20 protein-coding genes are annotated in these 20,823 nt (G+C 31.5%); 4 read left to right on the top strand and 16 right to left on the bottom strand.

Annotation, left to right across the window (positions count from 1 at the left end):
* Window positions 1-15: 15 nt before the first annotated feature.
* On the top strand, window positions 16-909 hold the full coding sequence (locus OCU47_RS12895) for a DMT family transporter (RefSeq protein WP_261829010.1): 894 nt from the start codon (window positions 16-18) through the stop codon (window positions 907-909).
* Between the two features lie 221 nt (window positions 910-1,130).
* Window positions 1,131-2,873, top strand: a complete 1,743-nt coding sequence (locus tag OCU47_RS12900; protein WP_376778040.1) for a 1-deoxy-D-xylulose-5-phosphate synthase — start codon at window positions 1,131-1,133, stop codon at window positions 2,871-2,873.
* Window positions 2,874-2,985: 112 nt separating this feature from the next.
* Here OCU47_RS12900 and aac(6') read toward each other — a convergent pair whose 3' ends face one another.
* Window positions 2,986-3,429, bottom strand: coding sequence for an aminoglycoside 6'-N-acetyltransferase (gene aac(6') / locus OCU47_RS12905; RefSeq protein WP_261829011.1), 444 nt, complete (start codon window positions 3,427-3,429; stop codon window positions 2,986-2,988).
* Between the two features lie 246 nt (window positions 3,430-3,675).
* On the opposite strand from aac(6'), the gene OCU47_RS12910 reads away from it, so the two are divergent.
* Window positions 3,676-4,524 (top strand): nitroreductase family protein, encoded by an 849-nt coding sequence (locus tag OCU47_RS12910; protein WP_261829012.1) that lies wholly within the window; start codon window positions 3,676-3,678, stop codon window positions 4,522-4,524.
* Window positions 4,525-4,665: 141 nt separating this feature from the next.
* On the opposite strand, the gene OCU47_RS12915 is transcribed toward OCU47_RS12910, so the two are convergent.
* On the bottom strand, window positions 4,666-4,974 hold the full coding sequence (locus tag OCU47_RS12915; protein ID WP_261829013.1) for a nucleoside triphosphate pyrophosphohydrolase: 309 nt from the start codon (window positions 4,972-4,974) through the stop codon (window positions 4,666-4,668).
* Between the two features lie 125 nt (window positions 4,975-5,099).
* Complete coding sequence (locus OCU47_RS12920; RefSeq protein WP_261829014.1) at window positions 5,100-5,987, bottom strand: alpha/beta fold hydrolase; 888 nt, start codon at window positions 5,985-5,987, stop codon at window positions 5,100-5,102.
* Window positions 5,988-6,203: 216 nt separating this feature from the next.
* On the opposite strand from OCU47_RS12920, the gene OCU47_RS12925 reads away from it, so the two are divergent.
* The gene (locus OCU47_RS12925) at window positions 6,204-6,728 is read left to right on the top strand and encodes a nitroreductase family protein (protein WP_261829015.1); all 525 of its coding nucleotides are present in this window, start codon (window positions 6,204-6,206) and stop codon (window positions 6,726-6,728) included.
* Window positions 6,729-6,787: 59 nt separating this feature from the next.
* Here the strand turns inward: OCU47_RS12925 and OCU47_RS12930 are convergent, their stop codons facing one another.
* The 13 genes from OCU47_RS12930 to OCU47_RS12990 form a co-directional block, all read right to left on the bottom strand.
* Window positions 6,788-7,759 carry a hypothetical protein gene (locus OCU47_RS12930; RefSeq protein WP_261829016.1) on the bottom strand — a complete coding sequence of 324 codons (972 nt, stop codon included), beginning with the start codon at window positions 7,757-7,759 and terminating at the stop codon, window positions 6,788-6,790.
* Window positions 7,760-7,937: 178 nt separating this feature from the next.
* A complete protein-coding gene (locus tag OCU47_RS12935; RefSeq protein WP_261829017.1) occupies window positions 7,938-8,510 on the bottom strand; it encodes a CHAP domain-containing protein in 573 nt (190 codons plus the stop codon).
* Between the two features lie 223 nt (window positions 8,511-8,733).
* Window positions 8,734-9,513 (bottom strand): tryptophan synthase subunit alpha, encoded by a 780-nt coding sequence (gene trpA / locus OCU47_RS12940; protein WP_261829018.1) that lies wholly within the window; start codon window positions 9,511-9,513, stop codon window positions 8,734-8,736.
* Window positions 9,506-10,684: a tryptophan synthase subunit beta gene (gene trpB, locus OCU47_RS12945; protein ID WP_261829019.1), complete on the bottom strand. Its 1,179-nt coding sequence runs from the start codon at window positions 10,682-10,684 to the stop codon at window positions 9,506-9,508. The genes trpA and trpB overlap by 8 nt, the downstream gene beginning before the upstream one ends.
* Complete coding sequence (locus OCU47_RS12950; protein WP_261829020.1) at window positions 10,674-11,303, bottom strand: phosphoribosylanthranilate isomerase; 630 nt, start codon at window positions 11,301-11,303, stop codon at window positions 10,674-10,676. The genes trpB and OCU47_RS12950 overlap by 11 nt, the downstream gene beginning before the upstream one ends.
* A complete protein-coding gene (gene trpC / locus OCU47_RS12955; RefSeq protein WP_261829021.1) occupies window positions 11,290-12,090 on the bottom strand; it encodes an indole-3-glycerol phosphate synthase TrpC in 801 nt (266 codons plus the stop codon). Before trpC ends, OCU47_RS12950 begins: the two co-directional genes overlap by 14 nt.
* Window positions 12,087-13,112 carry an anthranilate phosphoribosyltransferase gene (gene trpD, locus OCU47_RS12960; protein ID WP_261829022.1) on the bottom strand — a complete coding sequence of 342 codons (1,026 nt, stop codon included), beginning with the start codon at window positions 13,110-13,112 and terminating at the stop codon, window positions 12,087-12,089. Before trpD ends, trpC begins: the two co-directional genes overlap by 4 nt.
* Window positions 13,099-13,680, bottom strand: a complete 582-nt coding sequence (locus OCU47_RS12965) for an anthranilate synthase component II (RefSeq protein ID WP_261829023.1) — start codon at window positions 13,678-13,680, stop codon at window positions 13,099-13,101. The genes trpD and OCU47_RS12965 overlap by 14 nt, the downstream gene beginning before the upstream one ends.
* Window positions 13,677-15,068 carry an anthranilate synthase component I gene (trpE, locus tag OCU47_RS12970; protein ID WP_261829024.1) on the bottom strand — a complete coding sequence of 464 codons (1,392 nt, stop codon included), beginning with the start codon at window positions 15,066-15,068 and terminating at the stop codon, window positions 13,677-13,679. The genes OCU47_RS12965 and trpE overlap by 4 nt, the downstream gene beginning before the upstream one ends.
* An 814-nt stretch (window positions 15,069-15,882) precedes the next feature.
* Window positions 15,883-16,653 (bottom strand): PHP domain-containing protein, encoded by a 771-nt coding sequence (locus OCU47_RS12975; RefSeq protein ID WP_261829025.1) that lies wholly within the window; start codon window positions 16,651-16,653, stop codon window positions 15,883-15,885.
* Window positions 16,654-16,903: 250 nt separating this feature from the next.
* Window positions 16,904-17,698, bottom strand: coding sequence for a histidinol-phosphatase HisJ (hisJ, locus tag OCU47_RS12980; protein WP_261829026.1), 795 nt, complete (start codon window positions 17,696-17,698; stop codon window positions 16,904-16,906).
* Window positions 17,699-17,839: 141 nt separating this feature from the next.
* On the bottom strand, window positions 17,840-19,114 hold the full coding sequence (locus OCU47_RS12985) for a metallopeptidase TldD-related protein (protein ID WP_261829027.1): 1,275 nt from the start codon (window positions 19,112-19,114) through the stop codon (window positions 17,840-17,842).
* Window positions 19,115-19,126: 12 nt separating this feature from the next.
* Window positions 19,127-20,551: a TldD/PmbA family protein gene (locus tag OCU47_RS12990; RefSeq protein WP_261829028.1), complete on the bottom strand. Its 1,425-nt coding sequence runs from the start codon at window positions 20,549-20,551 to the stop codon at window positions 19,127-19,129.
* Window positions 20,552-20,823 lie beyond the last annotated feature (272 nt).

Consider the following 20,823-nt stretch of genomic DNA (forward strand, 5'->3'; position numbering starts at 1 on the left):
GGAGAGATCTATATAATGAAATTTCAATCAAGAATAAAAGGAATAATACTGGTAATTACAAGTGCTATGTTGTGGGGTATATCAGGTACTGTTGCTCAATACTTGTTTAACCAAAAAGGATTTAGCCCAGAATGGCTTGTTGTAGTTCGGTTATTAGTTTCGGGTATATTATTATTATTATATGCTTTTATAAAATGTAAACAAAATATATATGAAATCTGGACATCAAAACAAGATAGTTTAACTCTTATACTTTTTAGTATTGTAGGTATGTTAGGCGTGCAATATACATATTTTGCTGCTATTAAATATGGAAATGCAGCAACTGCAACCATACTTCAATATTCATCACCTATAATAATTACTTGCTATCTAGCCATTCGCAATAAAAAACTTCCCAATTTACAAGAGATTATTGCAATTGGATTGGCTATGTTGGGAACATTTTTTATTATTACAAAAGGTAATATTCATACTATGTCTATTTCTAAGTTAGCATTGTTTTGGGGAATAATTTCAGCCTTTGCAGCAGCATTTTACACCTTGCAGCCTCGTTTACTCCTTAAAAAATGGGGTTCTATACTAATAGTTGGATGGGGCATGCTACTAGGAGGATTTGCTTTCAGCTTTATCAAACAACCTTGGAATTTCACTGGTATATGGTCTGTTAATTCAATGTTTGCTGTTATATTTGTGGTTTTATTTGGAACACTGATTGCTTTTACTTTATTTCTTGAAAGTTTAAAATATATAAAACCAACAGAAGCAAGTGTATTATCCTCAGCTGAACCTTTATCAGCAGCTTTATTATCAGTGATATGGCTACATGAACAACTTGAATTTACACAATGGTTAGGAACTGCATGTATTATAATTACAATAATAATTTTATCTCGTAATAAACAATAAATAAGACTAAAGAAGTATTTATAATTGTGCTTCTTTAAATCTAGTAATATACCTTTTATTCTAAGGCACAAAAAAGTTAGTACTTGTATCCTTAAACCGTATGGGTTAAGATATTATATTATGAATTAAGACATCTTGTAAAAAGTAAGTAAGTTTATCTGTTGAACATTTAGACTTGTTATTTATTTTAAGATGCCTAATATTAAGAAAGAAGGTACATCATGGCAAACATATTAGATAAAATATCTACCGTAGCTGATATTAAGAAGCTTGATTCTGAAGAATTAAACTCTTTATGTGCAGAAATAAGAAATTGTATATTAACTAAAGTTAGTAAAGTAGGAGGACACCTTGGTCCGAATTTAGGAATTATTGAGTTAACTGTAGCTTTACACTATGTTTTTAACTCTCCTTCTGATAAATTTGTATGGGATGTAAGCCACCAGGCCTATGCTCATAAAATTTTAACTGGAAGAAAAGAAGCTTTTCAATTTGAAGATAAATATAAAACAGTAACAGGCTTCACTTCTCATCGTGAAAGTGAACATGACTTCTTTACTGTTGGTCATACTTCAACTTCTGTAAGCTTAGCTTCTGGTCTTGCAAAGGCGAGAGATATTAAAGGAACAAAAGAAAACATAGTTGCAATTATAGGTGATGGTTCTCTAAGTGGTGGTGAAGCTTTTGAAGGATTAGATAATGTGGCTGAATTCAAATCTAACTTTATCACTATTGTTAATGATAATGAAATGTCTATAGCAGAAAACCATGGAGGAATCTATGGCAACCTTGCTCTTTTAAGAAAAACTAAAGGAACTGCTGAAACTAACTTATTCAAAGCTTTAGGCTTCAAATATGTGTATATTGAAGAAGGAAACAATGTTAATGTCCTAATAGAAGAATTGCAAAAAATTAAGGATATTCAAGAACCAATAGTTGTACATGTACATACACAAAAAGGTAAGGGATATTCTTATGCAGAAAACTATAGAGAAAGATTTCACTGGACACCTCCATTTGATATAGAAACAGGAAATCCTCTTGGTCAAAACTCTACAGAAACCTACAAGAGAGTTGTTATAAATCATATTACAGATAAAATCCATGAGGACAATAGAATTGTTGTAATAAATGCAGCTGTTCCAGGTGCTCTTGACTTAGTTCAATTTAGAGAAAATCACCCTGAAAAGTATTTTGATGTAGGAATTGCAGAAGAACATGCTATTGCCTTCTCTTCTGGGTTAGCTTCTCAAGGAATGAAGCCTATCGCTTTCTTCCCAAGTACCTTTATCCAAAGAGCCTACGATCAAATATCCCAGGATTTATGTATAAACAGTAATCCTGCTGTGATTATGGTTGAAAATGCAGGTATTTCTGGTGCTGACGTTACTCACCTTGGAATGTTTGATATACCAATGATGAGCAATATCCCTAACTTAGTATACCTAGCTCCTGCAAATAAAGAAGAAGTAACTGCAATGATCGACTGGGCACTTGAACAAACTGACTTTCCTGTTGCTCTTAGAATATCAGCTTCCTCAATCAAAGAGCTTAAAAGCAAACTTTCTCTAAAATATGAATTAAATAAGTTTGAAAAAGTTACTGAAGGTAGTAAGGTGGCTATTATAGGAGTTGGTAACTTCTTTAGCTTAGGTGAAGAAGTTGCAGAGCAACTTAAGAAGAAAGGTATAACTCCAACTTTAATTAATCCAAGATTTATCACTGGTAGTGATGAAGAACTTCTTACTTCATTACTTGAAAACCATGATACTGTAGTAACACTTGAAGATGGTGTTGTAAATGGCGGTTTTGGTGAAAAAATTGCTAGTTTCTTCGGTCCTACAAGCATGAAGGTATTCAATTATGGAGCTCAGAAAGAATTTACTGATGCTGTTCCTTTAGACCAGCTATATAAGAAATATCACTTAACTCCAGAACAAATTGTGGAAGACATTTTAAAATAAGTATTTCTATATAAACCTGAATTTTTCATAATGAAGGCTGTATATTATTAAAATATACTAATAAAAACTGTAGGTAGATTTGTGTATTCTAAATCTACCTACAGTTTTTTAACTATTTCTCTATATCCTTAATAAAGCAGATAATTCTATTAACTTCTTTAAAACCAATACTCTTATGAAAATCATAGCTCACATGATTTTGAGCTTCTATATCTGAAGCCATTTCTGTACAGCCTTTAGTTGCTGCCCATTCTTCTCCACTTTTAACTAAGGATTTAGCTATTCCTTTACCTCTATACTCTTCTTTTACATATATGCCTTCTACATACCCCACTGGACTTGAGTTCGAACCTTCAACATAATCATGTCTCAATGAAACATGTATAAAACCAATATACATATTATCTTCTTTAAAGAGAAAAAATGCATTATTCGCACTATTTAAAGCTTTGTACTCCTCTTCTATTTCTTCATAAATATGATGAGGCCACAATTCTAAACTTAGTTTAATTAATGTCTCTAAATTCTCACTCTCTACTTTTATAATATTATTCATTTTCCCCTCTACCCTTCTATTAATAATAATTTATCAGAAATCAAACCTTACTGCTCTTCTATGAATACTATTTCAATTTTACCTTAACTTAACTATACTATAACATCTTAATTAATTCTATTGCTATTATACTTATAATTAATATATCCTATCTAAGGCACAAAAAAGTTACTACTTGTATACTTAAGCAGTACTGGTTAAGATATTATATATTGAATACAATAATAATTGAAAGGAGTCTTTAAAATGAGTGTAATTTTCAATACACCTTTAGAGCAAATAGTCAAAAATCGTACTTCTATAAGAACCTACACTAATGAACCTATCTCACAGGATATTAAGGATAAAATTAATAAATATATAAATCAACTGTCTGGTCCATTTTCTGCTAAGACCAGAGTTAAGTTGTTAGAATCAGATTTAGCAACAGATGATGTAAAACTTGGAACCTACGGAATCATAAAAGGTGCAAAAAGTTATCTTGGAGTTGCTGTTGAAAAAGGAGATTTAGACCTTGAGCAGCTTGGATATGAATTTGAAAAACTTGTGTTATATGTGACTTCATTAGGTCTTGGAACTTGTTGGCTTGGAGGTACATTTAATAAGGGTGAATTTTCTAAAGCTATGGAAACCACTGAAAATGAAATATTTCCTATAGTTTCTCCTGTTGGTCATGCTACTGATAAAAGACGATTATTAGATTCTTTTATGAGATTTGCTGCAAAATCAAAACAAAGAAAGGATTGGAACGAATTATTTTTCACTGAAGATTTTTCTACTCCATTAGCAGAAGCAGATTCTAAAGATTATACTTTTGCATTAGAGATGTTAAGACTTGCTCCATCTGCTTCAAACAAACAACCTTGGAGAGTAGTAAAACAAGGAAACATCTATCATTTTTATGAACTTAAAGCTGAAGGATACAGTGACCGATTTAACTATGATATTCAAAGAATTGATATGGGAATCGGACTTTGCCATTTTCATTTATCAGTAATTGAAAAAGACCTTAAAGGTGAATTCAAAAAGTTATCCCCTGTGGTTAACAATATCCCTAGCAATGCTCACTATACAATATCTTGGGTTTGTGAATAAATGACTTCTTAGTTTATTTATTATCACATATGTTAAAAAATAGCATTGATTTAATCATCAATGCTATTTCCAATCTATACATTATTTTATATTGTAAAATAAATTGTTTTTCTTATCTCTAAATTTAACTAAAATGAGTATCTATCTAACTTCCTTAAGAACTACTCCGTTATCAAATCCACCACGTTCTTCTCTCTTAGCATTTCTCTTATTCATTAAAGCTTCTTCACTATAACCTAAATGCTTTGCTAGACCAAATATTACTTCCATTATGTCGGCTAATTCTTCTAAATTCTTATCTTCTAAAAACTCTCCAACTTCTTCTTGTAACTTTGCTTCTAGAAGTTCTCCTTTTCTTTGGTTACTTACAAACTCAACCACATACTCTTCTCCACCTGATCTTATTATCTCTGGAATTTTATCTCTTACCAATTTATCATATTTTCTCATTTTTGTTTCACCATGTCTTTCCTTTTATATAATCTACAAATATTTCAAAATAAGCTTGGCTATTTTCATTTTAGTTAAATTTGTTTTCATTCTAATATTATATCATATCTTTACAATTAGATTGACTAATTATTTACAAAGTCAACTACTATTTCTGTAAATTTAGTAGGTTCCTCATTATGCGGTCTATGGTCACTATTATCAAACATTACTATATTTCCATTAATTGAATTTTTCAAATAAAACTCTCTTTGCTCATCAAAACATACTGAATCATATTTTCCCAATATTAAAAGTGATGGACATTCTATTTTCTCTATCAATGGTATCATATTTTCATTGATTTTACCCTCTTTTTGTAGTCTATCAAAATGAATTTTACCATTTTGCCATTGATCATATGTAGCATCTATAATACTATTTGTTTCTTCAATTTCTTGCAAAACTTCAATTTTACGATCAAATTTCATAGTAGCAATTACTACTTCTCGCATATGCTCTGTTAGCACTTCAATATCAGTAGTATTATCTATAAATTCTTTTATTTCTTTTGCGAATTGAATCATACCTGCTTGTTGAGCAATATTTATACATTTAATGTATATAGACCGTATAGACATTGGATAATAGAAAGTTGGACATTCAAATATTACTTTATCTACTGATGACGGATATTTTAATGAATACAAGAGAGCGATCTCACCTCCAAAAGAATGTCCCAATATTGACCAACTGCTGACACCTAATATTTGTTTGAGGTTTTCACAATCATCAACAAGAAATTCTAATCCAAAACTTTCATCCTCCCCAATTTTGTCAGAACGTAAAACACCCCTTTGATCAAAAATAAATACATTAAAATGTTCAGATAATTTTATTGCTTGGTACCTAAAATCACCACAACCTTCTCCTGGCCCACCATGAAGCATTAGAAGATTAAGTTGATGTCCTCCTCTATAAATTTCCGCATAAATTCTTTTTCCATCTCTTAAAGTGATATATCGCTTTTCCATAAAAATATCATCTCCCAGTGTTAAGCACATATTCTATTTTGATTTGATAACACTATATAAACTTCATTATACAATATTGCACAAAGCACTTCAATTACGTAATATATCGCAATGCAAATGAGACTAATATAAATCTTCAACATATAATAATTTACTTATATAATTTGGTCACAAGGTTTATAATATACTTAGTATAATTTTAGTGAGGTGTTATAAATGAATGAAGTTATAAACAGTATATTAACAAGAAGAAGTATAAGAAAATATAAAGAAACTCAAGTTTCAGATGAAGAATTAAATAATATCCTTGAATGTGCTCAATATGCACCTAGTGGTATGAACAATCAAGGCTGGCATTTTACAGTAGTACAAAATAAGGATATGCTAAAGAAAATCAAAACTGTGGTAAGTGAAGCCTTAACAAAACCAGCTGATTTTGATCCATTTTATAATTCTCCTACCATAATAATAGTTTCAAACAGTAGCAATATAACTCCTGAAGCGGATTCTGCTTTGGCTATAGAAAACATATTTTTATCAGCGCATTCACTAGGACTAGGCTCTTGCTGGATAAACATACTTAATGGACTTAGAGACAATCCAAAAGTACAAGAATTATTTAAAGAACTTCAAATCCCTGAAAATAGTACTGTATATGGTTCTGTATCTCTAGGATATAATGCTGGAGAAGAACCTTCAGCTCCACCAAGAAAAACTGGCACAGTTACAATACTTAAGTAGTGAAAGCGAGGCTTCTCAGCCTCGCTTCATTTTTTAACTATATATTTATACACTCTAAGTTATAGATTATTAGCTGATACTACATTACTACTATCATTTTGTTGCGTTGCTCCAATACTATTGCTATCAGCACTTCCATTATCAGTGTTTCCTTGATTTCCATCATTACTGCTTTTTGGATTTGTTTGATTGTTACCATCATCATTTGGATTCATTTGATTGCTACCATTATTATTGTTCTGTGTTCCTTCATCACTACTGTCATTGCTTTCAGTTCCATTATTGTTATTATTATTTTGAGTTCCGTTATTATCCCCATTATTGTTACGAGGCATACTTTGTGATTTTTCATTTGGCAAATTTCTCATTCGACCTATTGAATTCTTCACAGAATTTGTAACAGCTAAAGTAATTATAAATGTCATCAATGCAACTGATGTGGCTGAAATTGCGAATCTTTTTTTATTACTAAATGCTTCTTTTATTGTAAGCTTGCCAAATTTAGTTACTATAAGTATCCCAGTTGTTGATACTATTATCCAAACAAAGGATGCAAGGCCTACTTTTTGCAATGTACTCATTCCTCTACTTGCCATATGTGAACCTATCCCATTAGGTATTGATGGCATTCCATTATTATTTGAATTTCCCATGCTTCCATCTTGTTGACTTGATGGAGGATTCATATTAGAATTTCCGTTTGAGGATTCACTTCCATTAGTATTTCCTTGATTTTGTCCTTCACTTTGTGAAAATTTTGATCTATTAGAATTGCCTCTCATCTGACCTCTACCTTGTGTAAACTTAGAGCCATTAGAATAGTTTCCTTGGGTCTGTCCTCCTGCAAAATTCCCAGATTGAGAACCGGCAAAACCACCTCTATGTCTTCCATTGCTGAATCCATCACCATGCACAGTTTGATTTCCTATGGCAGATGCTGATACACTTGGTGCAATCATAGCATAGCATCCAATAAATGCTGATACTATAATTCCAATACAAGTTCCCACAAATACTTTACGTTTCTTCATACTAAAATCTCCCTTCAAATAAACCTTATAATTAATTGAATTATTTTTTTATTGTGTTTCTTTGTTTAATTTCAGTATAAAGATATACTATGACAGTTTGTTGTCATCTATCTAAGTGTTATGTGAACATTTAGTGATTATACAAAGCAATCTTATTCTCAACATTATTCATTTTTGACTATTTTTTTCTTAACCAGCCAGCAGGCTTTCTTTTATCTCCCACAAAGTATTTTCCGTCTTTAATAGTAAGACTATACTTTTCTCTTGTTTTCCCATAAACATTCTGTTGTATAACCTCTACATAATCTGATGTTACTGCTGTTACAATTGCAACGTGTCCAAACTTTGTATCTGTAAACACAATTAAATCATCTGCTTCAGGACTAACATCATCACCATTCCTATATTGAACTAATCCCCTATGCTCATTTAATTCTCCCTGATTTAAGCTAGGGTCAAAAAAATCTTTAGCATTTCCATATACATCAGGCATTTTATGTTCTTTAGCTTCATAATAAAATCTCTTAACAAACTCTACACATTGCCACTTATACCCATAGTAATACCCGTCCCCACTATAATTCTTTCCATAGGATTTTGTATAAATAGCACCATTGTAATATACCTTTACATTCTTATAACTATCTATTTCTTTTCCTATCTTCTTTCTATCAGTTAGCAAATATATTGTTACAACTCCTAGCAAAATAGCTATAATAACTACTACAATTTTAACCCATTTCTTTCTCATAAATCTTCTCCTTAAAAATATAAACAATTAAAATACAAATAATTAACATTGTACTAATTATACTACCTTGTAGTATTTTAAAACTATGAAATCACTGTAAATATTTCCATAATATCCTGCAATTAGTTGTTGTTCTGCATATTTGACATTTAAAATTTTTTATACAAAGAAAATCTATCCTACAGTAATTAATTCTTTAATGTTTCAACTTTTACTTTTTCTATTATTTCAAATCTAATTCTTCTCTAAGTTCTTCTAAAAATGAACATACTTCTTTTTTACTTTTAACCATCCTTTTAACCACAGCGCTTCCAACTATAACACCATCACAATAAGCTTTAACTTCTTTCACCACTTCCCTAGAAGAAATACCAAAACCAAGACAGATTGGTATTTCTACAAGTTCTTTTACAGTATCTAAATACTCGTTAACTTCTTTATTTAGTTGACTCCTTTCTCCTGTTATCCCATTTGATGAAACACAATAAACAAAACCTTTTGTTCCTTGAGTTATTGATTTAATTCTTTCCTTTGATGTAGGTGCCACAAGAGGTATCAAATAAACACAGTTATTTTCGCAACTTTCAATTATCTCCTTTCTTTCTTCAAGGGGCAAATCTGGAATAATTATTCCATCTACCCCATTTTTCTTAGCTTCCTGTAAAAATAAATCTACTCCTCTACAAAAAACAACATTAAAATAAATCATTAGTATTACTGGAACTTGTGATTTCTTTCTAATAAGTTCCACACATCTAAATACATCTTTAACTTTTGTACCATTCTTTAAAGCTCTACTATAAGATTCTTGTATCACCTTTCCATCTGCTAAAGGATCACTGAAAGGAACTCCTATTTCTACTATATTTGCTCCTGAAGCTTCCAGCTTCACAACCAATTCTGCTGTATCTTCTATGCTTAAATCCCCACAGGTTATAAATGGAATAAGAGCCTTCTCTTTTCTTACCTTAAGCCTATCAAAGACTTGATCTATCCTATTCATTATTTTTCTCCAAATAAGAAATTATAGTATCCATATCTTTATCACCTCTTCCTGAAAGGTTTATCACAACTATTTCATCCTTGTTTAAAGTTGGCGCAAGTTTCATGGCATAAGCCACTGCATGAGCAGATTCTATGGCTGGTATTATACCTTCTTTCTTTGTTAGATATAAGAATGCTTCTACAGCTTCATCATCATTTATACTCACATATTGTGCTCTATTGGTTGACCCAAGATAAGCATGTTCTGGTCCTACCCCTGGATAGTCTAGTCCTGCTGAAATTGAGTATGCCTCCGCAATTCCTCCTTCTTCATCATGAAGTACATAGGTCATCATTCCATGTAAAATTCCTTTTTCTCTCTTTGACATAGTGGCTGCATGTTGATTTGTTTCTATCCCTTTTCCTGCCCCTTCTACACCAATAAGTTTAACTGATGTATCACCAATAAATGCTGAAAAAATCCCCATTGCATTACTTCCCCCTCCTACTGGAGCTAATATATAATCAGGAAGTCTACTTTCTTTTTCAAGTAATTGTTGTTTTGCTTCATCTCCAATTACTCTTTGAAAATCTCTTACCATGGTTGGATAAGGGTGTGGTCCAACTACAGAACCTATAATATAGAAAGTGTCTTCAACATTCTCTACCCAATATCTAATAGCTTCATTTACAGCATCACTTAAGGTCCTCGTTCCACTTGTAACACAGATAACTTCAGCTCCTAGAAGTTCCATCTTCTTCACGTTTAGTGCCTGTCTTTTTATGTCCTCTTCCCCCATAAATATCTTACATTCCATATTGAATTTTGCTGCTACTGTAGCTGTCGCCACACCATGTTGCCCTGCTCCTGTTTCAGCTATAATCTTCTTTTTGCCCATTCTTCTAGCTAATAATACTTGCCCAATTGCATTATTTATCTTATGTGCCCCCGTATGATTTAAATCTTCCCTCTTTAAATATATCTTTGCTCCACCTAAATCTTCTGTCATATTCTCTGCAAAATATAGTGGGCTTTGCCTTCCTACATAATCTTTTAAATAATAGTTATATTCCTTTATAAACTCCTCATCTTTTAAAGCCTGCTCATACTCTCTTTCTAATTCAATTAAAGCACTCATAAGTGTCTCTGGAACATATTGTCCACCAAATTCATTAAATTTACCTTTCATAACTATCCCTCACCTTTCTTATTAATCTTTCCATCTTCTCAAATGACTTCATTCTTTGTCCTTTTTCATTTATAACTTCAACTCCAGAGGAAACATCGATTCCCCTTGGATTAAAAGTTTCTATTCCAAGAAGAACATTATCTTCATTTATTCCCCCTGCTAGAAAAATATTTTCATGAATATTTTTCTTACTCATTATTTCCCAGGAAAATCTTTCTCCACTACCTGAATTAGCTCCATCCAATATATAATTATCAATATTATTATGATTTTCAAACTCTGTGCTGTCTCTTATAACTATTGCTTTCCAAATCTGCTTTTCCGACACTAGATTTTCTCTCAATAAATCTATAAAAACTTCATCCTCACTTCCATGAAGTTGAACTACATCCAATGTCACTTCATTGACTATTTCTAATATTTCTTCAAGAGAATTATTTCTAAAGACACCAACTTTCATGATTGATTTATCTAAACAATCGCATAAAAACTTTGCCTTTTGGGAGTCCACTTGCCTCTTGCTTTCTGTAAACACTAAACCTATATACTCAGGTTTTAACAAATTCACATACTCAATTTCATCTAGTCTTGTTATTCCACAAATCTTAATTGCCACCATGACGAAACTCCTTATAGCATTGAATAAAGCTATCATTATTTATATTCCTCATAAACATCTCCCCAATTAGCACTGCATCTAATCCTAAATCTCTTAATGTTTTCAAATCTTCTATAGAACTTATACCACTTTCTGATACTACAATTTTGTTTTCCGGTATATATTGCTTAAGATTTTTTGTAACTTCTAAGGAAGTCTTAAAAGTTCTTAAATCTCTATTATTTATGCCAATAATCTCACAGTCACATTTTAATGCCAAATCTAATTCTTCTTTATTATGCACCTCAACTAAAGGTTGTAATTTAAATCTTGTTGCTTCTCTATAAAAATCTTGCAACTTTTCCCCTAAAATGCCTACAATCAGAAGAATAGCATCTGCGCCTAAAACAACACTTTCATAAATCTGATAAAAATCTATAATAAAATCTTTTCTCAATATAGCGTGATTAGATAAACCTTTTATTTGTTTAATATATTTATCATTACCAAGAAAAAAGTCTTCTTCTGTCAATACTGAAAATGCCTCTATCCCTAATGCAATATAGTAATCATGAATTGCTTGAATATCAAACTTTTCTAAAATGACTCCTTTTGAAGGTGAAGCCTTTTTAAATTCTCCAATTATAGCTAAATTGCTATTTTTCTTTACTATAGCTTCTTTAAATAGATTCTGCCTTGAGTTTTTAACAGCATTTAATGCCATATCATAAACAACTTCTGTAGAATTAATTCTCTTTTTTTCTTCTAGTCTCTTTATTTTCTTCTCTAATATTTCACCTAATATCAACCTTGCTTCACCCCACTTAAATCTTCTTTAAGCTGCTGATATTTTTCATAGGCTAACCCTAAATCAATTAATTCCTCAGCCATTTTTACTCCTTCCTCAATACTATCCACTTTTTTTCCTACATAAAGTGCGGCTGCACTGTTTAAAACTACGATATCTCTTTTAGCTCCCTTTGCCCCTTTTAAAATATTTAATATTATTTCAGCATTTTCCTTAGACTCTCCACCTTTTATATCTTCCAAGAAAGCCTTATGGATACCATATTGCTCTGGAGAAATCTTATATATAACAGTTCCTTCCTTACTCACCTCACATACAGTAGTTGTTGTAGTTGTTGTTATCTCATCAAGACCATCATCTCCATGTACAACTAGTGCTCTTTCTAATCCAAGCTGAAACAATACAGATCCTATACTCTCTGCTAAATCACTATCATATATTCCTAATAATTGTCCTTTTATCGGAGCTGGATTTGCTAGAGGTCCTATGATATTAAAAATTGTTCTTACACCTAACTCTTTTCGAACACTCGCAACATTTTTCATAGCCTTATGATAATTAGGAGCAAAAAGGAATGCCATTCCCTTTTCTTTAATATTCCGCTTACTTTCCTCCACACTAAAGTCAGTTTTTATACCAAGCTCATTCAAAACATCTGCACTGCCTGATTTGCTTGAAACTGCTTTATTTCCATGCTTTGCAACCTTTACTCCACCACTGGCTGCCACTATAGCAACTGCTGTAGAAATATTAAAGGTTTTACCTCCATCACCTCCTGTTCCACAGGTATCAATTAAACTTTCCTCATCTGTATCTAACGCCACCATATTATCCCTTAGAGCCTTTACTGCACCTAAAATCTCCTCTGAACTTTCACCTTTGATCCTTAACCCCATCAAAAATGCACCTATTTGTGATTCTGTAGCTTCTCCCCTCATAATCTCGTTTATTGCTGCCCTAGATTCTTCCTCTGTAAGAGTCTGTTTCTGTATAAGTTTGCTTATTGCTTTATTTATACTCATTACAAATCCCCTCCACAAAATTTCTAATTATCTTTTTCCCATGTAATGTATAAATTGATTCTGGGTGAAACTGCACTCCAAAAACAAGGTTGGTTTTATGCTTAAGAGCCATAATATCTCCATTTTCAATCGTTTCTCCAATTATCTCAAGTTCCTCTGGTAAAGATACTCTTTCAACTATTAATGAATGATATCTCATTACATCTATTTTCCTGCTAACTCCAGCAAAAATATCATCACCTTTAACTTTAATTTTCGAACTTTTACCATGAAAAACTTCTCTAGCACGTACGACTTTGCCACCATAAGCTTCAGCTATTACCTGATGCCCTAAGCACACTCCTAGTATTGGAATCCTATGTCCCAATCTTTTCACTACGTCTATAGATATTCCTGCATCCTTTGGTGTTCCAGCCCCTGGAGAAATTACTATTCCATTAGGTTGAAGTTTTAGTATTTCCTCTGGCGTTATATCATCATTTCTATAAACCTCAACCTCATGAAACTCACTTATATACTGATACAAATTAAAAGTAAAGGAATCATAATTATCAATCAAAACTATCATCTTAATACCTCCTTTAGCACCATTAACTTATTCTGAATCTCCTCAAATTCTTTTTCAGGTACAGAATCATAAACTATTCCAGCCCCTGCTTGCAAATACGCCACTTTATTCTTTAATATCAATGTTCTTATAGCTATACTCATATCCATGTCCCCACCATATGAGAAATACCCAACTGCTCCTGAATAAATTCCTCTTTTATATTTCTCCAGCTCCTCTATTATCTCCATTGCTCTTATCTTTGGTGCTCCTGATACAGTGCCTACAGGTAAACAAGCTGTTAAAGCACTGAACGCGTCTTCATCACTGCTTAACTGCCCTTCAACAGTGCTGGTTATATGCATTACATGTGAAAACTTCTCAACCTGCATAAAATCTTTTACTTCAACACTACCTATTTTACTTACTTTACCTATATCATTTCTTCCTAGGTCAACTAGCATCACATGTTCTGCTAACTCTTTTTCATCTTCTAACAGTTCTTTTTCTAAAGCCTTATCTTGAACTTCATCCTTACCTCTTTTTCTTGTTCCTGCTATAGGGTTTGTACTAACCACATTGTTTTTTACAGCAACCAGCCTTTCTGGTGATGACCCTATAACTTGATATTCCTCATAATCTATTAAAAACATATATGGTGATGGATTTTCTTCTCTCATCCTCCTGTATATCTCTAAAAATGATTTTTCAGTTTTACATTTCATTTTCTGAGAAAGTACCACTTGAAAGATATCTCCTGCCTGAATATATTCCTTGGCTTTAACCACGTTATCAATAAATTCTTCTTTCGTGGTATTAAACTCAAATTCAACTTTCATATGTTTAACTTCCTCACAGAGTTCGTGTGGTGTGCATAGAAGGCTGTTTATATATTGTTTTTGCTCTTTAAGTATTTGAAAATATTCTCTGCTTTCATCATTGAAGACATTATCTATAACGTAGACCTTATGAGTAAAATGATCATAACAGATATATCTAGAGTAAAAGTTAAATCTAATAATGGGCAAACTTAATTCATCTGGATTCTTAAACTGCAATCTTTTCTCATACAAAGCTATTGAATCATACCCTAGATACCCTATAGCTCCCCCTTTAAAGGAAAACATATTACAGCTTACATCAAATTCTCTACTTATTTCTTGTCTTATCTCCCTAAGTTCATTTTCTGTATTTCCCACAACTTCCTTATAAGGATTTTCCCCAATAAATGAATATCTTCCAAAAAAGTTTTCCTTACTTCCACTTTCGAAAATAAATTTTCTTCTTCCTCTAAGTCCTTGAAAAATCTTTATAGGAGTGACTTCATCTCCCCTAAATTCACTTATTACTGAAAAATCCTTTCCACTTTCTCTTTTTTGCTTAAACTGTTCCTCTGAAATATTAATCATAATATCAACTCCTTTTTTAAACTAATAATTTATTTTAGAAAACTAACTGCTCAACTTTATTTAAATTTATCTGAATTCTATAAAACTCACAAATTTCTATGCAAAAAAAGAGCCACTTCATCTCAATACTTGGGATGAAGTGACTCATGGTGCCACCCAATTTTTATGCAAACATACGTAACTCTAATCAAATAGATTCTGCAAAAATAAAAAAAGGTACTTCATCCTAAATAGGACGAAATACCTGTATTTCTTAATGCCACCTATGTTACACATTCTCTATCAGATACTAGTATAAATACTTATATCCTGTCTTTTTAACGGTAGACTTTCCGTATATCTCTACTCTAATTCGAAATATCGTCTCAAAGACCCATTCAATAACAGCTACAGTGCTTGGATCACACCTCCCCAAACTCTCTGGAACTAAACTCTATTACCTACTATCTCTTATCGCAGACTTTAATTTATGCATATAAAAATAAATATCCTTATTTCATAATCTATTTTCTAATACCTTAAATTCTTGATTTAAAGATATTATATTCAAGTGCATTTATTATTGCCACTTTGAATTTTCTTGTATTTCATTATTAGCACAAATTAAATCACTATTAATACTATTTATAGGCTTTTTCTGAATATTTCTTTAATTTAAACATTTCTAAAAGTAAATACATCCATTTACTAGTCTAGTGTACCTTATACTGTGTCAATAAACCCCTTAGATAACTGGCTATATGTTGAACCTACTCCCTTGTCTAAATCCAAATATCCGTAACATTTTTAGACTTCTTATTTATTTTCGGATGCCTTAGATTTCATAAGATTTTCCTCTTGCAACCTTTTCAAAAGGACCTGCCCAACTTCCTGTTATCTTGCAATAGTCCTCTGCTGTTTTGCCTTGCTTTATTAATTCTTTTATAAAATCTTCCCTTTCCTTGACTTGCTTATTATGTTCATCAACCCGCTTATCATCCTTGCATAACTTATACTCTCCAGCTAATAACTTTTCAACTAACTCTTTGTCATTCTTTGGATTGCCTCCAATATCATTATAATAAATTCCTGTATGTATGATATTATGAGCATCTGAATTACAAATTAACTTGCTACCTAAGCGTTTAGCTAAATCTGTGATTAATTGTTCATCAAGTCTGCTTATATTTGTGGAATGAACTTCAATTGCATCAGGGATACATCTTTCAATATCTATATTTACTTCCTCAGAATACCTAAACGGATGATTCAATGCAATATATCCACCTCTTGATTTTACAAAATTATAAACTTCCTCATAAGTCCAAGTCTTTTCTTGAAGTATTTCATCATGGAGACCTATTACAAGTATATCTTCATTCATATTATTATTGCCGTGTATTGTGATCTCAATGCCACCAAAGATTTTAAAAGGTTTGTATTTCTCATTCAATTCTTCAATATGCTGCACTGGTACCAATTTATTATGATCAGAAATAACTATTGCATCTAAGCCATAACTAATTGCCGCCTTTATCTGTTGCTCTTCTGTAGCAATGCTGCATTTTGATCTTTCACTGGTGTGCAAATGTAAATCTATTTTCATACCCTTTCCCCCTATTTGCGTATATTATAATCTTATATACCTTTGATTGTAATTTTTTTATCTATTTTCATGCATAGGCTATTTGTCCATCTGTAGAATCATTATTTCATTATCTGTGTAGAACTGTTCCATACCAATCTTGATAAACGTATCAATTCTTCATATATTTATAGCTATTTGAGTACAAAATATAACTTTTCGTTAATAAAGAATACTTTATTTATAAATTATGCTGACTCTATAACCATTTTTATACTTCTTTGAAGAATAATGCTATCTGATCTGCACAATGAGCATCAGAACCTAACACCATAGGTACATTATATTGTAAAATTAATTCTTTAAATACACCTGATGGATATGTCTCTCCACACTTTTCTTTCCTTAACCCTGATGTGTTAAAATCTATTGAATAACCTTTTTCTTTTAACTCTATTACAACTTCTTCTAACAACTTTAAGTCATACTTTTCATTTGGCAAATCTGTTTTGTATTTTCTGACTAAGGTAGGATGTCCGATTCTCTTTGGCTTGTACTTTCCTAAATCTGCTTTTATTGATTTTAATATTGTTTCATAATAAAGATTATAAACCTTATCCATTCCTCCTAGTTTATCAACCAATTTAACAATTTCAGCTGAACCAGACCCTATTGGATAATATTGTCCATCATATCTTAATACATGAACAGATAATATAGCGTCATCAAGATACTTACCATACTTATCTAACAATGTCTTAGTTTCTTGTTCTATCCCTTCTATATAATCTACCTCAAAGCCTATATTAACCTTTATCTTATGCTTATACTTTTCTTTTACTTCCATTAATGCTTTTAAATATGGTTCTATGTTTTCTTCTTTCATAGAGCTATCATTTCTTGGTGATGGATCCTTTGGAAGTGGTATTGTCATGTGTTCTGTAAATGTAATTTCTTCAAGTCCTTCTGCAATAGCTTTTTCCACAAGCACATCAAAACTCTCCTCAGAACCATGAGGACAAAATGGTGTATGTATGTGTCCATCTCTCTTATTGTTAATTTCCATTAGTTCTCTCCTCTAAAGTTTATTGTTTTACTCTCACAAAATATTATAACTCTCATTAAAAGAAAAATGTAGGATATTTCCTACATTTTTCGCTATATATTTTATTTTAATAATCAGAATCCACTTATTTTGAAAACTACATTATTCACCTGAAATGGCTACATTACTAAACTTTATAGCCTTTGGCAACTCAAAATGATCATCCTTTTGTAATTCCTTAGATAAAACTACATTTCCTTGTACATCCTTGATGCTAGCAGATAAAGATCCTCCTGTTAACGGAATCAACTTATCTCCCTGCTTCAATAAAGCCAATCTAATTTCCCCTCCAAAATCACCTGTTAGTACATCAATTTGAAAATCAGAGAATTTTAAAATATGAAGAGTACCTTCCTTAAACATTTCTTCAAAAGAAGTTTTACCGCCTTTAACAAAAGCTCCATTATAACTTCCTATTGGCTCTAAACCTAGATAATCTGCAAACTTAAATGAACCATAAAGAGTTTGTAACTTTTTATCCTTTACTAACTCTCTATCCTTAAGTTCTATACCTTCATTGCTGAAAGGTACACTGGATTTTAATGTAATCTCAATTTCATCACCCTTAATGTCTGTTCCTTGAACTGGCTCACCAACTTTAAATTTAGAATATTTCTGATAAACCATGCCTGTAGTTGCATTATTTAAATAATAATTAAATATTTCTGTAACATCATCTCCTGATAATATCACATCATATTTTCCTGTAGTTGGAGCATTTTTACTCTTATCTCTATATCCTGTATTAAGGATTGCCTCCTTAACCTTTAAAGCTAAGTCTTCTTCATCCAATTCACCATAATTAAATGTGTTATGAACCTCAACATCATTTTCCTCTACCCATTGAGTTACATATTCACCATCTATACTGTACTTTACATAAGAAGCATCTGCTCCTTTAGAAGAAACTATTCTCTTAGTTGTTTTATTGACAAATATCTCTGAAGAATTCACAAAACCTTTTTCAAAAGTATCATACTTATATAAAGCATTTTTAACTCTTAATGCTGCCTCTTCTAATGACATTTCTGATAAGTTACTGCTTTTTACTACAGCTTCACCCTTATATCCATTTGGTAAACTATAAGTTTTATTTTTCACAAAAGATGCAGCATAATAAGCATCTTTTATTACCATGTCAACTTCTGCCGCATCCATTGATGGATATATTTCTACTGTAGCATCACCTTTAAATGTATCTTCTTCTGATTTGAATTCCTTAAATACATTTACTTTATAACTCAAAAGGTTCTTTTTTCTGTTCATATCTATAGCTTTTTTTATACAATATAGCTCAACGCCTTCTGTATGTGTTTCTGTAACTATATATTCTTCTACGTTATTCTTTTTTAATGAATCTAATATAATTTCTAACATTAAAATCCCCCCTTATCCTAGTCTAGCTCTGCATTTGATATATGCACCACCATCTGAAACCTTAACCCACTCTTTATATCCTTTGCCGCAGTAACCTACACCACTTAGTTCACAATCCTTTGATATCATAGTAATTGATTGTAATAGGTCTGGTACATATCCAGTCATTATTACTGGTGCAAATAATTTACCAGTGAACTTTCCATCCTTTATCTCTTTAGCTACGCTTAGCATACATTGAATTCCCCAGTTCTTTGGATCTTCCATGCCACTGTTAAAGCCATCAAGTAAAAATCCATACTCAATAGAAGCTATCATATCCGCAACATTTGAATCTCCAGCTTCTATAAATGTATTTGTCATTCTTGTATAAGCTTTATGACTAAAAGTTTCTCTTCTTCCATTTCCAGTAGGCTTTTTACCCAAAGTTAAGGCAGTTAAACTATCATTTATACCTGATTTTAATATTCCATTTTCAATAATAACTGTATCTGTTGCTATGTTTCCTTCATCATCAAAGAAATATGAAGCTGATTCTACTGCTGATGCTGCTCCATCACGCATAGTTACTATTGGAGAAGCTACATACTTATCAATATAGTCCTTAGATTTAGCTCTATCCTTAACGAACATATCCATTTCTACACCATGACCAAAGGCTTCATGAGCAATAAGACCTGTAACCTCTGGAGTGCAAATAATATCATATTCTCCCGGAACCATTCTTTCTGCATCTAACATTAATATAGTATCCTCAATTGCAGATTGAGCTTTAACTTCAAGTTCCTTTAATAGTTCTGTTCCCTTGATTCCTGAAGCAGGAACCATTCTATCTCTCATTACTTCACCATTAGTTGCTACACAAACACATACTCCATTTGACCACATATATGCCTGTTCCAAATCTCTTTTAGGTGATAAAAATATCTTATTTACAGCCAGATATTCATAATAAACTTTAAAATCTAAAATCTCTTCTCTAGAATTAATAGCTGAATCTTTTATCTTTGTAATCTTTTCAATTATCTTAGCATCTCCTAATTCTTCAGGATGCTCTTCTATTTCGGCTGTCTTTGAAAAATTAAATTCTTCTTCAATTAGTTCCTCATATTTACTTACATCTCCAACACTATCCTTATTCATTAGAGTTGAAGCTGTTTCTTTTATTTCTTTTACTAATTGAGGAATTAATTCTTTACTAATTTCACTAAAAGCATATTCGGAATAGTTTACTCCATTATATACTTTTACAACAACTCCTCTTTCTAAACTCATCCCTTGACCAATATTAGTTGCTGCTTTTGAACAACCATAAGTCTTACCCTTAGAATCTGTCGCTAATATTGATGCATATGAAAATTCTTTTAAAAGTTCATCCAATAATTCCTTTAATATTGGTTTTGCTTTTTTTAAATAATTACTTATTTCAAGCTTCATACTTTAGCCCCCTTAATTTATAGAATTATAAACATACACTTATAAAGTATGTTTTTATTAATACTTATCATGTTAATTGTATTAATATTTAGTATATTATTGCATAGTGAGAATACTTTTCATAGTGTTAATTGTTAAAATTAGAAAATTAATATAATTGCCCTAATTATTTTATTAATTTATGCTCCTATATAATAAATATTATTACTTTAATACTATATTTATCTATGATTTATTAATTATTTCATGGTAGAATAGTTATTAAAATGTAC

Origin of the sequence: Clostridium sp. TW13 (assembly GCF_024345225.1) — a bacterium.
GTDB classification, from domain to species: Bacteria; Bacillota; Clostridia; order Clostridiales; family Clostridiaceae; genus Inconstantimicrobium; species Inconstantimicrobium mannanitabidum.